Annotated in this window: 10 protein-coding genes, 2 pseudogenes and 1 riboswitch; of the genes and pseudogenes, 8 read left to right on the top strand and 4 right to left on the bottom strand. The window is 66.7% G+C overall.

Annotated features, from left to right (window positions below; translation table 11 throughout):
- A pseudogene (locus tag A5646_RS02805) lies at nucleotides 1-360 on the bottom strand (acyl-CoA dehydrogenase family protein); the annotation flags it as partial.
- Between A5646_RS02805 and A5646_RS30325 the strand changes: the two are divergent.
- The 6 genes and pseudogenes from A5646_RS30325 to A5646_RS02780 form a co-directional block, all read left to right on the top strand.
- Nucleotides 355-471, top strand: a pseudogene (locus A5646_RS30325) (acyl-CoA dehydrogenase); the annotation flags it as partial. The pseudogenes A5646_RS02805 and A5646_RS30325 overlap by 6 nt on opposite strands.
- Complete coding sequence (locus A5646_RS02800) at nucleotides 468-1,583, top strand: acyl-CoA dehydrogenase family protein (RefSeq protein WP_067019712.1); 1,116 nt, start codon at nucleotides 468-470, stop codon at nucleotides 1,581-1,583. The pseudogene A5646_RS30325 and the gene A5646_RS02800, both read left to right, overlap by 4 nt.
- Nucleotides 1,583-2,230, top strand: a complete 648-nt coding sequence (locus A5646_RS02795) for a nitroreductase family protein (RefSeq protein WP_066866149.1) — start codon at nucleotides 1,583-1,585, stop codon at nucleotides 2,228-2,230. The genes A5646_RS02800 and A5646_RS02795 overlap by 1 nt, the downstream gene beginning before the upstream one ends.
- A gap of 138 nt (nucleotides 2,231-2,368) precedes the next feature.
- Nucleotides 2,369-3,649 carry a TetR/AcrR family transcriptional regulator gene (locus tag A5646_RS02790; RefSeq protein WP_067019715.1) on the top strand — a complete coding sequence of 427 codons (1,281 nt, stop codon included), beginning with the start codon at nucleotides 2,369-2,371 and terminating at the stop codon, nucleotides 3,647-3,649.
- Between the two features lie 97 nt (nucleotides 3,650-3,746).
- A complete protein-coding gene (locus A5646_RS02785; RefSeq protein ID WP_066866147.1) occupies nucleotides 3,747-4,589 on the top strand; it encodes an SDR family oxidoreductase in 843 nt (280 codons plus the stop codon).
- Between the two features lie 22 nt (nucleotides 4,590-4,611).
- Entirely contained in the window at nucleotides 4,612-5,265 is a 654-nt protein-coding gene (locus A5646_RS02780; RefSeq protein WP_067019709.1) for an SDR family oxidoreductase, read from the top strand.
- A 2-nt stretch (nucleotides 5,266-5,267) separates the two neighbouring features.
- On the opposite strand, the gene A5646_RS02775 is transcribed toward A5646_RS02780, so the two are convergent.
- Both A5646_RS02775 and A5646_RS02770 read right to left on the bottom strand, forming a co-directional pair.
- Nucleotides 5,268-6,452, bottom strand: coding sequence for an FAD-dependent monooxygenase (locus A5646_RS02775; RefSeq protein ID WP_197498038.1), 1,185 nt, complete (start codon nucleotides 6,450-6,452; stop codon nucleotides 5,268-5,270).
- Entirely contained in the window at nucleotides 6,445-6,843 is a 399-nt protein-coding gene (locus tag A5646_RS02770) for a GbsR/MarR family transcriptional regulator (RefSeq protein WP_197498037.1), read from the bottom strand. Before A5646_RS02770 ends, A5646_RS02775 begins: the two co-directional genes overlap by 8 nt.
- 232 nt (nucleotides 6,844-7,075) lie before the next feature.
- Nucleotides 7,076-7,278: riboswitch (cobalamin riboswitch) on the top strand.
- 136 nt (nucleotides 7,279-7,414) lie between these two features.
- Here A5646_RS02770 and metE point away from each other — a divergent pair.
- Nucleotides 7,415-9,685, top strand: coding sequence for a 5-methyltetrahydropteroyltriglutamate--homocysteine S-methyltransferase (gene metE / locus A5646_RS02765; RefSeq protein WP_067019703.1), 2,271 nt, complete (start codon nucleotides 7,415-7,417; stop codon nucleotides 9,683-9,685).
- A gap of 95 nt (nucleotides 9,686-9,780) precedes the next feature.
- Here the strand turns inward: metE and A5646_RS02760 are convergent, their stop codons facing one another.
- Complete coding sequence (locus A5646_RS02760) at nucleotides 9,781-11,505, bottom strand: DUF3556 domain-containing protein (RefSeq protein WP_067019699.1); 1,725 nt, start codon at nucleotides 11,503-11,505, stop codon at nucleotides 9,781-9,783.
- A 169-nt stretch (nucleotides 11,506-11,674) separates the two neighbouring features.
- Between A5646_RS02760 and A5646_RS02755 the strand changes: the two genes are divergently transcribed.
- Nucleotides 11,675-13,039: an FAD-dependent oxidoreductase gene (locus A5646_RS02755; protein ID WP_066876371.1), complete on the top strand. Its 1,365-nt coding sequence runs from the start codon at nucleotides 11,675-11,677 to the stop codon at nucleotides 13,037-13,039.
- Nucleotides 13,040-13,160 lie beyond the last annotated feature (121 nt).

Raw genomic sequence — 13,160 nt, 5'->3', positions numbered from 1 at the left:
GATCTGCGTGGTGCCGCCCGCGATGGTCAGCGACCGCGACGTCAGCCGGTAGTTCGCCCACGGCGCGCCGGCGCCGCTGGTACCCAGCACGTCGAAGGCCAATGCGGCCAGGTCCTGGCCGATCTCGCCCCACACCGTCTTGGCGAGGCTCGCCGACCCGAACGCGTCACCCCCATGCAACGACGCCGAGATCGACCGCTGGCACAGGACTTCGAGATACTTGATGCGAAGCGCGATTTCGCCGAGCCGCCGCAACGTCACCGGATCGTCCAGCGCGTCGCTGCCGGCCGCGCCGAGATCATTGACCAGCTCTTCGAGCCGCACCTGCATCTCCGCGTACAGCCTGGCGGCGCCGGCGCGCCGTGGGCGAACTACCGGCTGACGTCGCGGTCGCTGACCATCGCGGGCGGCACCACGCAGATCAACAAGAACATCACCGCGCAGCGGGTGCTGGGGTTGCCGCGCAAATGAACCTCGAACTCACCGACGAGCAGGTGGCACTGCGCGACACCACGCGGCGCTTCCTCGCCGAGAAGGCTCCGATCGCCCAACACGTGCGGGCGCTGCTCGACGATCCGACCGGAACCGACGAGGCGGTGTGGCGCGGTCTCGCCGACCTGGGCACCACCGGTCTGCTGGTGCCCGAGGAGTACGGCGGCGCCGGCATGACGATGGTCGAGGCCGGCGTCGTCGCCGAAGAGCTGGGCGCGGCGCTGCACCCGGGACCGTGGCTGTCTGCCGCGGTGGCCGCCCCGCGGGCGCTGACCCGGCTCGGCGCCGCCGAGACCGCACGGGAGTTGTTGCGCGGCATAGCCGACGGCACCACGGTCGCAACGGTCTGCTTTCCGGATTCGGCGACCGTTGCCGCGAGCCGACGCGACGACGCGGTCGTGTTGCACGGCGAGATCGCCGCGGTGCCCGACGCCGTGGCCGCCGATGTCCTACTCGCGGTCGCCGAGAACGGCGACGGCCCTGAGCTTTTCGCCGTGCGGGCCGGCTCGACCGGCTTGTCGTTGGCACCCGAATCCGGCATCGACCCGACCCGCAAGCAGTTTCGCGTCACGTTCGACGCCGCGCCCGCCCAACGGCTGACCGCGACGTCCACCGCCGATCTGGCCGCGGTGATCGACGACGTGCTGATCGCCTCCGCGGCCGACGCGCTGGGCGCCGCGCGCGCCGTCATGGGCCTCGCGGTCGAATACGCGAAAAGCAGAACGCAATTCGGCCAGCCGATCGGCTCCTTCCAGGCCGTCCAACACCTGTGTGTGGACATGTACGAGACCGTCGAGCTGGCCCGCAGCGGCGTGATCCACGCCCTGTGGCTCAGCGACGCCGCCCCGGGAACGGGCGCTGCATCCGGCGAGGAGCGGCATCTCGCCGCGGTGCGGGCCAAGGCGTTCGCCGGGCGACTGGCCACGGTGGCCGACACCGCCATCCAAGTGTTCGGGGGCATCGGCTACACCTGGGAACACGATGCCCACCTGTACCTCAAACGGCTGCTGAGCTGGAGCGCGTTTCGCGGGGGCCCCGACGAGTACCTCACCGAACTCGGTGCGCGCCTTGCCAAGCGAGGCCGGGCCTGATGGACATCGACTACCTGCTCACCGCGACCCCGTCGGCGCGCAAATCGCTCGACCTCGACGCGCCCGTCAACCCCGACGACATCCGCGACTGCCTGCGAATCGCGTTGCAGGCCGCGAACGGGTCGAATGCCCAGTCCTGGCGCTGGCTGGTGATCTCGGATCCGGAGCTGCGCACCGAGATCGCCCGGTTGTATCGCCAGGCCTACCTGCTGCGGGTCGGTGGGCAGATGCTCGCCGAGCTGATGCCCGCGGGCACGCCCGAGAGCCGGGTCATGTCCTCTACGGAGTGGCTCGTCGAGCACATGGCCCGCGTGCCGTTGCTGGTAATCCCTTGCTATGAACCGTATTTGCCTCGGATCGAGGGCGATGAATCCTTTCATCTCGCCACGCTGTACGGCTCGATCTTTCCGCCGGTGTGGAATTTCCAATTGGCCTTGCACACCCGGGGGTACGGGACCTGCATCACCACCCTGCATCTGCATCACGAGGAGGAGATCCGCAACCTACTCGGGATTCCGCCGACCTACGTTCAGGGCTGTCTGCTACCGGTCGGCCGGCTGCGCGCGGGACGCACCTTCTCGCCTGCGCGGCGGCGGCCGCTCGAGGAAGTGGTCGCATGCGACCGCTGGGACGGCCCCCCGCTCTAGAATGGGGCTTTCACGCCTTTGTGCAGCGCATTCACCGCGCGCAGTCTGATAGCCTCTAACAAAGATTTGGTTCGGCAAGAGAGGACGAATGCGAATGCTCGCCGACCCGCAGTCGTCCAGATGCGCACACCGCTGACCATGGCCAAGGCCGAGTCACTGCGCGCCGGCGGCACAGCCGAATCCCCGACCCGCCGCGCCGAAATCCTCGCCACCGCGGCGTCATTGATCGCATCCTCGGGTCTGCGGACGTCGCTGCAGGAGATCGCCGACGCGGCAGGCATCCTTCCCGGCAGCCTGTATCACCATTTCGAGTCCAAAGAGGCCATCCTCGTCGAGTTGATCCGCCGCTATCAGGACGATCTGGACCGCATCGGGCGGGCCGCACAGGCGAGATTGGACGAACCCGACGCCCGTCCGGTCGAAGAACAGATCATCGAACTCGGGTCGGCGATCGCCGACTGCGCCGTAGAGCACCGCGCGGCCCTGCAGATGTCGTTCTACGAAGGGCCGAGCACGGATCCGGAGCTGATCAAGCTGACCCAGCAACGGCCCACGGCGATCCAGGAGGCGATGCTGCAGACGCTGCGCGCCGGCCGGTGGAGCGGCTACATCAAACCCGACATCGACCTTCCCACGTTGGCCGACCGCATCTGCCAGACCATGCTGCAGGTGGGCCTCGATGTCATGCGCCACAAGTCCGCCGCCGACCAGGTGGCCCAACTGCTGTGCCGAATCATCCTGCAGGGCTTGGCAACTCGGCCGCCGGCCGACGCGGCACTGGATCGCTCGAAAGCGTTCACCGCCGCCGATGACGTCATCGCCACCTGGTCCGACGACAGCGATGCCGACCCGAGCGACAAGGCGGCGGCGGTGCGGGCCGTGGCACGCGCCGAATTCGGCCGCAGAGGATATGAGGTCACCACCATCCGGGACATCGCCTCGGCGGCGGGCCTGGGCACCGGAACGGTGTATCGGGTGATCGGATCCAAGGACGAACTGCTCGCGTCGATCATGGAATCCTTTGGCAGGAAGGTCGAGGCGGGCTGGGTCAGCGTCCTGCGCTCGGATGCCACACCGATCGAAAAGCTGGACGCGCTGAGTTGGGTCAACGTCAACGCGCTCGATCGGTTCTCCGACGAGTTCAGGATTCAGCTGGCCTGGATGCGCCAATCGCCGCCGGACACGCCGAATCCGGGTTGGCTCTACGCCACGCGGCTGCGACAGATGAAAACGCTGCTTACCGAGGGGATCCGCTCGGGAGAGATCGCAATCGACGCCCCGTCCACCGCGATACTGGCCCGCTGCCTCATCGGCCTGCAATGGATACCGGAGAACATCCTCGCCGAGATCGGCACGCGCGCGGCCTTGGTGCACGCGCGCGACACCGTGCTGCGCGGCGTCGCGGTCCGCGGCAAGTAACGCTCGAGTAACCCGCCCCGGTATTGAACCAAATAACTGTTACCCATACAGTTGAGCAGTTAGAACCGCGTTGGCATTATCCGAGAAGGGGATTTCCATGACCATTGTCGATCGGTTGCGCTACGACGGCAAGCGCGCTCTCGTCGTCGGTGGCGCGACTGGCATGGGCGCCGCGGCGGCCAAGTCAGCGGCCGAGCTGGGCGCTGAAGTGATCGTGATGGACTACGCGCCGGTGAATTACGACGTCGCCAAGTCCATCCAGGTCGACCTGCGCGACACCGGGTCGATCGACGCCGCGCTCGAGCAGCTGGACGGCCCCGTCCACGCCGTGTTCTCGGCCGCCGGCATCGCCGACGGGACCACCGACCTGATGGCGATCAACTTCCTCGGTCACCGGCACCTGATCGAGCGGTTGCTCGAGCGCAACCAGCTCCCCTCCGGCTCGGCGATCTGCTTCATCTCCTCGGTCGCCGGCATGGGCTGGGAGAACGACCTGGACCTGCTGAACGAGTTCCTGGCCACCCCGGACTTCGCGTCGGCCCAGGAATGGGTCAAGGCGCACGAAGCCGAGGGCATCATTCACTACGGCTTCTCCAAGAAGGTCGTCAACGCCTACGTCGCCACCCAGGGCTATCCGCTGCTGAAGAAGGGCATTCGGATCAACGCGATCTGCCCGGGCCCCACCGACACCCCCCTGGCCCAGTCCAACGCCGACCTGTGGCTGACCTTCGCCCAGGACTACCGCGAGGAGACCGGCTCCAAGGTGCACACCCCGGAGCAGATGGGCGACGTGATGGCGTTCCTCAACAGCGCCGCCGCGTTCGGCATCAACGGAATCACGCTGCTGGTGGACTACGGCCACACGATGGCCTCGGTCACCAACGCCTACCCGCCGGGCAAGCCGATCATCGACATCATCATGGGCAAGGTGAAGCTCTAAGGAGCGCGCTACCGTCGGAGGGATGGCACGCATCATCGTCTTCGGCGGGCACGGCAAGGTCGCGCTGCAGCTGGCTCGTAACCTGACCCAGCGCGGCGACCAGGTGAGCTCGGTCTTCCGCAATCCCGACCAATCCGACGACGTCACTGCCACCGGCGCCGAACCGGTGGTGGCCGACATCGAACGGCTCGACACCGGCGCGCTGGCCGACCTGGTGGCCGGGCACGACGCGGTCGTCTTCTCCGCCGGTGCCGGCGGCGGCGACCCGGCCCGGACCTACGCCGTCGATCGCGACGCGGCGATCCGGGTGATCGACGCCGCCGCACAAGTGGGCGTCAAGCGGTTCGTGATGGTGTCCTATTTCGGCGCCGGGCCCGACCACGGTGTGTCCCAAGGCAATTCGTTCTTCCCCTATGCCGAGGCCAAGGCCGCCGCCGACGCCCACCTGCGCGATAGCGACCTGGACTGGACGGTGCTGGGGCCGGGGCGACTCACGCTGGAACCCGCCACCGGCAAGATCGTCCTCGGGCGCGGCACGGGCGAGGTGTCGCGCGCCGACGTCGCGCTCGTCGCCGCTGCCGCGCTGGCCGACGATTCGACCATCCGGCGGACCATCGAATTCAACAACGGCGACGACGCAACTGCGCTCCCGATCGCGCAGGCGTTGGCGGGCTGACGCTAGTGATGCGACGGCGCCGCGTTTGCGGGCGCAGTCCAGGACCATAGCCCGGCGGTTTTGCGCCGCCCGATCCGCGCGCCCGCAAACTTTGTCAAACGCGTCATCAGCCAGTAGGCCAGCTTTGAGGTAGACAGGCTGATCCTGGGATCCGAGCGCGCCATTTTCACCACCGCTTGGGTGCGGGGTCTCCGGACCCGGTCGTACTCGGTCAGAGCGGCCGGCACTTCTGGGGCGTCGGTCAGGATTGCGGCCAGGACGGCCGCATCTTCGAATGCCTGGCAGGCGCCCTGTGCAAGAAATGGAGTCATGGCATGAGCTGCGTCGCCGAGCAGCACCACCCTGTGGTCAACGTAGGACGGCAGGGGGTCCAAATCGTAGATGTCGTGACAGAGCACGGAGGTTGGTGCAGTGGCATCCAGCAACTGCGGGATCGGTGCGTGCCAACCCTGGGTGCGGCGACGCACCTCAGCCAGAGCATCGTCGTATCGCTGCCCGGGGCGTGGTTGGCGGACGGCCAGAAACCAGAACACGCGCTGGCCGGTCAGTGGGTGCGCACCGAACCGGGCTCCACGGCCCCAAGTCTGAAAGCCCTCGACCGGCCACACTGATTCCGGCTGAGTTACGCCCCGCCAACATAAAATCCTTTGATATGCAGGGGTTTTCGCACTTGGCCAGACGGATCGTCGTATCGCGCTGTCGATACCGTCGGCTCCTACCACCAGCGCTGCGTTGATCTCTTGTTGTCCACCCTCGGTGTGATAGCTGACTGTGACTGATTCATCGAACTGGCGCACCCCGGTGACCCGAGCGTCGGTGCGTACACAATCGGCCGGTAGCTGGGTCGCCAGCATGTGCTGCAGTTCCGCCCGGTGGTTGGCCAGTACCGTGTCGTCGTGGTCTGCGCGAAAGCGCATCAGGTATTCGCCGCTCGGCGTCAACAGCGTGCCGGCGGCTTCGCTTGAGAAGGAGATGGCGCGGAATTCCTTACCCAGGCCGAGGTAGTCGATCGCTCGGATCGCGTTTTGTGCGAATGACCAGCCCGCCCCGGCTTCCCGCATTTCGGGCGCTTGCTCCAGCACGGTGACCGACCATCCGCAGCGGCGCAATCCGATAGCGGTCGCAAGCCCGCCGATTCCAGCGCCGGCGACGACGGCCGAACGAGCGATGCCTGTGCCGTTAGTCATTGGTCCGCCCCTTGAGAGAAGGAGGAGGGGATTGGCTGAATTGCTTGGCCATCCAGTCGTAGACGTCATGAGCGACCCGCAAGCGTTGGGCGCGGGCACTGCCGAAACCGGCTAGATCCATGCCGTCGGCGGCAATATCGCGAAAGGCCAACAAGCTGGCCACCCGTCGGCGTACCACGGTCTCCCAGGCATCGTCGTCGACTCGGTAATAGTGCGTGCGCTCGCCTGGCCGGCTCCGCCGCCGGACCAACTTTGCGTCGGTGAGAAGCCGGATATTGGTGGTAAGCGAAGCCCGGCTCGCTCCGATAGCCTCGGCGATCTGCCCTGCAGATTGCTCGGGCGGATCGCAGATCATCAGCCAACCGAGCACCCTCCCCGCGATCGGCGGCACCCCGTACTCCTCGGCGCAAAACATCGCTACCCGCTCGACCCATTCGAGTAAGTGCGGCTGATCACCATCTCGCCTACGTCCCACAAGACCGCCTTTCACTTATTACGGTAATTTCACAATATGCTGAAATAGGTAGCTATAACAAGCCCCGGGATCTCCGCTGGGCCGGCCATGCAGCGGGGTAAGCTGCACTACGCAGCTGGTCTGCCTGTGCCGCAACCGCGGTGCCGGCATCGAGCGAAGCAACGTTAGTAGCGCTTCGTGAGAGGGAACCCGGTGAGAATCCGGGACTGTCCCGCAACGGTATGCAGGAACGACCGCCGTCAGAGTTTTTGGCAAGCACTGGTCGCAAGACTGGGAAGCGACGGCCATTAGGAGCACCACCTGAGTGCGCGCCTGCGAGTCCGGAGACCTGCCGGCTGTGCCGGGCGCGCCGCGTCCGGCGGCTCATCGCCTCGAGGAATGGGCGTCAGGCTGCAGCCGTTGCGGTTGGTACCCGGGTACGCACCGCTAACGGATCGGCTGCACGTCCGCCGGCGGTGACCACCACGTCGAATGAAGGACGAATATCGTGACCCCTCAAGCATTCACCGCCACGGTTGTCGGCTCGCCGCGCATCGGCCCGAAACGCGAACTCAAGCGCGCAACCGAGGGCTATTGGGCCGGGCGCACCAGCCGCGCCGACCTGGAGAAGGTCGCCGCCAGCCTGCGCCGCGACACCTGGCAACACCTGGCCGACGCCGGGCTGGACTCGGTGCCGGTCAACACCTTCTCCTATTACGACCAGGTGCTCGACACCGCGGTGATGCTGGGCGCGTTGCCGGCCCGGGCCGCACAGGTTGCCGACGATTTGGATCGCTACTTCGCCGCGGCACGCGGCAACCAAGACGTCGCGCCGCTGGAGATGACCAAGTGGTTCGACACCAACTACCACTACATCGTTCCCGAGATCGGGCCCTCGACCACGTTCTCGCTGAACCCCGACAAGGTGCTTTCGGAGCTGAAAGAGGCCCTGGGACAGAACATTCCGGCCCGCCCGGTGGTCGTCGGCCCGATCACGTTCCTGCTGCTGAGCAAGGCGGTCGACGGCGGCGGCGCCCCCGTCGAGCGCCTGCAGGAACTGGTGCCGATCTACTCCGAACTGCTGTCACTGCTGGCCGACAACGGTGCGCAGTGGGTGCAGCTCGACGAGCCGGCGCTGGTCACCGACATCTCCCCCGACGCGCCTGCGTTGGCCGAGGCCGTCTACAACGCGCTGGGCAAGGCGAGTAACCGTCCCGCCATCTACGTCGCCACCTACTTCGGCGACCCGGGTGATTCGTTGGGGGCGCTGGCCCGCACGCCCGTCGAGGCGATCGGCGTCGACCTGGTCTACGGCGCCGACACCGCGGTCGCGGCGGTGCCCGAGCTCGCGAACAAGACGCTGGTCGCCGGTGTGGTGGACGGACGCAACATCTGGCGGACCGATCTGGAAGCGGCGCTGGGCAAGCTGACGACGCTTGTGAATTCCGCGGGGCACGTGGCGGTTTCGACGTCCTGTTCGACGTTGCACGTGCCGTACTCGCTGGAGCCGGAGACCGGGCTGGACGACGCGCTGCATAGCTGGCTTGCGTTCGGGCAGGAGAAGGTCGTCGAGGTGGTGACGCTGGCCCGCGCCCTGCATGAGGGCCGCGACGCGGTCACCGACGAGATCGCGGCCTCCAACGCGGCCGTGGCGTCCCGCAAGAGTGACCCGCGCCTGCACAACGACGATCTAAGGTCGCACATCGACTCGATCGTCGCGTCGGGTACGCACCGGGGTGACGCGGCGCAGCGCCGGGCCAGCCAGGAGGAGCGCCTGCACCTGCCGCCGCTGCCGACCACGACGATCGGGTCGTTCCCGCAAACCGTCGCGATCCGCAAGGCGCGCGCCGCGCTGGTCGCCGGCGAGATCGACGAGACCGAGTACCGGAGGCGGATGAAGCAGGAGATCGCCGACGTCATCAAGTTGCAGGAAAGCCTCGGGATCGACGTGCTGGTGCACGGCGAGCCGGAGCGCAACGACATGGTGCAGTACTTCGCCGAGCAGCTGGACGGCTTCTTCGCGACCAAGAACGGGTGGGTGCAGTCCTACGGCAGCCGCTGCGTGCGCCCGCCGGTGCTCTTCGGCGACGTCATTCGCCGGCATCCGATGACGGTGGAATGGGCGAAATACGCTCAGTCGCTGACCGATAAGCCGGTCAAGGGCATGCTGACGGGGCCCGTGACGATTTTGGCGTGGTCGTTCGTCCGCGACGACCAGCCGCTGGCCGACACGGCCAACCAGGTAGCGCTGGCCATTCGCGACGAGACGGTGGACCTGCAGGCGGCGGGCATCGCGATCATTCAGGTCGACGAGCCGGCGCTGCGGGAGCTGCTGCCGCTGCGCCGCGCCGACCAGGACGAGTACTTGCGTTGGGCCGTAGGGTCTTTCCGCTTGGCCACCTCCGGCGTCGCGGACTCCACCCAGATCCATACCCACCTGTGCTACTCGGAATTCGGTGAGGTGATCGGGGCCATCGCCGACCTGGACGCCGACGTGACGTCCCTCGAGGCGGCACGCTCGCACATGGAGGTGCTCGACGATTTGAACTCGATCGGCTTCTCCAACAGCGTGGGTCCGGGCGTGTACGACATCCACTCACCGCGGGTGCCGAGCACCGGCGAGATGGCCGAGTCGCTGCGCGCGGCGCTGCGGGCCGTGCCGGCCGAGCGGCTGTGGGTCAACCCGGACTGCGGGCTGAAGACCCGCAACCCCGACGAGGTGACCGCGTCGCTGCGCAACATGGTCGCCGCGGCGCAGGAGGTGCGGGCGAGCGCATAGGTCATCCCGAGCGTAAGCCCACTGCGATTTCCGACGGGATATTTCGCAGTGGGCTTACGCTCGCGGGCGGACGCCGGCCGGACCTACGCGGGCGGCTACTCCGAAACCACCTGCACCGGAACGTCGTCGGCCCACGGTTGGCGGACGACCATGTCGGCGACCCGGACGATGCCGCGCTCGAATTCACCGGTCGCGGCGTCGACCAACCGGTACGCCTGCGTCTGCTTGTGAATCGGTTGCGCATCAAGCAGAACCACGCGGACCTCGCCGGGCTCGAAGTGGCAGCGCTCCTGCAGGGCGGCGATCAGTTGCTCGTTGTGCATGTGGCCGTCGCCGAAGTTCCAGCCGATCGCGGTGCTGCAGATCCGCTCGCCGTCAGTGATGACGTAGTCATTTTCGTTCTGGCCGGCCATGGCCCGGTGCGCCAGGGTGAACAGCGCCCGGCCGTGAGTGTTGAACCCGCGGAACGCATATCCCATATAGATCGGGATCTGTGCCGCCTCGGGGCTGCCGTAGAACCGCTCCAACTGGGCCTGCGGCATGCTGGCGATCGCCACGATGCCCCGGCCGATCTTGTCGCTGGCCGAGGGTTTGATGCACCACAGTGTGGTGTCCCAGTTGCCGGCGTAGTAACGCATCCCGGGCAGGAACGAGATCTTGCGCGGGAACATGTTGCCCAACAAGACGATTCCCGCGATGACCACGAAGAGCACCGCCACCACCACCGGGTGTTTCAGCTCGCGCAGCCCGATGTGGGTGTGCGCGACGAACAACGACAGCACGCCGAAGATCATGAAGACGTTCCACTCCAGCGGCACGCCCATCGGGATCGACACGAGGATTCCCAAGTGGAAGCACACCATCACGATGGCGGCGATGGTGACCGGCCAGCCGCCGTGACAGAAGAAGAGCGGTAACGGCACCAGCATCTCGATGGCGGTGCTCAGGTGTGCCAGCCAGCGTGACAGGCGGCCAGGCCGCAGGTCATCCGGGAAGTGTTCGAAGAAGCGCCGTTTCAGCCAGCGGGGCCGCACCAGCGGGTTGTTCGACATCATCGTGGAGATCACGAACGGAAAGTGTTTGTTGAGTTTGGATGTCGCGGCCCCGATCCAGATCACCAGGAAAACCACCTCGGAGCCGACGATCATGTCGGGCGCGCCGAACAGGAAAGTCACCGCCATGGTTGCGTACACCTCACCGCGGGCGGCCAGGAAGATCACCTTGTCGCGCAGACCAACCACCGCCAGCAGCAACAGGATCAACACGATCTTCCAGGCGGGCAGCAGTCCGATCGTGGTGCCCAGCTCGGGCATCGGCCCGGTGCCGTCGGCGAACAGCGCCGCGAACGTGAACAACAGGAACAGCGCGTAGAGCGCGACGTCGACCGGCTTGCGCTTGGTACCACTGGTGAGCGGGACCCGATCCGGCCACGGTGGCAGCCGGATGGTGCCGAACCGCATCCAGTACAGAATCGAGCCCATCGGCGGGAAGAACCGGTTGTTCAACGGCCCGAAGCCGCATCCCAGCCCGATCACCTCGAACAGCATCGTGTAGAGCACGACCTTCTCGAACACGATCGGCTCCGACCACCACGACGCGACGTGTGTGATACCGCCGAGACCGTTGGTGGCCGACGCGAACAGCCACGCGCCCAGGATGTAGAGCAGGATCTTGACGACATAAAACAGATGGAGCACCACCGGCGTGCCGAAACCCACCTCGGCCCAGTGCTTGGCCATCGGCCGGATCTTCTCGCTACGGGTGCCCTTGTTCCATTCGGCCATGTCGAGCTGCGGCAGCTCGGGCTTCAGAAATCCCATGGTTCCACAGACTAGAACGTGTTCTAGGCCCGCGTGCTGCAACCTTGGGCCCCGGCGCGGGCGGGTCGCCGCCGGCGCGAACGCAAACGGAAATCTGTGTTAACCGGCCACCACCGGCGCCCGGTCAGTGTAGTTTGCTGCTGAGGTGGGCGAGGTTGAGGAGACAACCGTGTCTGAGGTCGATTTTTGCGTGGTCGGAGCGGGATTCGCGGGTTTGACGGCCGCTTTGCGACTCATCCAGGCGGGGCATTCGGTGGCCTTGCTGGAGGCGCGTGATCGAGTCGGTGGCCGGACCTTCACCGAGACGCGAGCCGACGGCACGTGGATCGATCGCGGCGGCGCGTGGATCGGCCCGGGCCAGGACCGAATCTATGCGCTGATGAACGAGTTCGGTGTGCCGGAGTACAAGCAGCACAACGACGGCGACGCGATGATGATCGTCGGCGGCAAGAAACACCGCTACGGCGGCACCATCCCGTGGACCGTCAGCCCCTGGGCCGTCGCCAACCTCGGGATCGGTCTGGCCACCATCGAGAAGATGTGCAAGGCGATTCCGCGCGAGGCGCCGTGGGAGGCGAAGAAGGCCCAGGAGTGGGACCGCATCAGCATCGGGCAATGGATCGAGAAGAACTCCATGTCCTCCGAGGCCGCGGAGATGCTGGACATGGCCTTCGCCGGCCTCTACACCTCGGCGGCGTCTGAGACGTCGCTGCTGTGGGGCCTGCTGCAAACGGCGTCGGCGGGTGGGCTCACGTTCGCGATTTCGGGCAAGGGTGGCTCCCAGGACGCGCGCCCGGTCGGTGGGATGGGCGCGCTGCACCGCCCGATGGTGGCCGCGCTGGGCGACGCGCTGCACCTGTCGCAGCCGGTGCGCCAAATCGCCCAGGACGCCGACGGTGTGACGGTCAGCGCGGCCGACCTGACGGTGCGGGCGCGCCGAGTCATCGTCGCGATCCCACTGGCCATCGCCACCTCGATTCACTACGAACCGATGCTCCCGGTGGACCGGGCATTTCTGCACCATCGACTGCCGAGCGGCGCGGTCATCAAGACTTCGCTCATCTACGACGAACCGTTCTGGCGTGCCGACGGACTCTCCGGCCAGACCGCCGCGCCGGGGTCGCCCGCCACCCTGACCATCGACGCCTGCACGGACACCGCGGATCCGGGAATCATGTGCGTCATCACCGAGGGACGCGCGGCGCGCCGCCTCACGCAACTCGACGAGGCCGAGCGCAGGGCCCTAGTCATCGGCGAACTCGTCGATCGGTTCGGCGAGAAAGCCAAAGCGCCGCAGGAGTTCCACGAGCAGAACTGGACGGTGGACCGCTATTCCGGCGGCGGGATGATCGGGCACGCCCCCACCGGCGTGCTGACCGAATACGGCTACACCTTGCGCGAGCCCTGCCGCCGGATCCATTGGGCAGGCACCGAAAGCTCGGCGATCATGTGCGGGTGGATCGATGGCGCGATTCGTTCCGGCGAGCGCGCCGCGGCCGAGGTGGCCGAGGCCGAGACCGCGGCGGTCGCGTAGCCCGAATCAGCGGGGCAGCGCGCCCAAACCAGCGTGGCAGCGTGCCCAAATCACTTGTGCCTCTTTTGTTTCAGTGGTTTCAGGGGAGCGCTTTTTGTCGGTGGCCCGTTCTAGCATTCGA

Origin of the sequence: Mycobacterium sp. 1245499.0, from assembly GCF_001673615.1 — a bacterium.
Taxonomy (GTDB): Bacteria; Actinomycetota; Actinomycetes; order Mycobacteriales; family Mycobacteriaceae; genus Mycobacterium; species Mycobacterium europaeum_A.
This window is presented reverse-complemented; position numbering and strand designations above follow the sequence as displayed.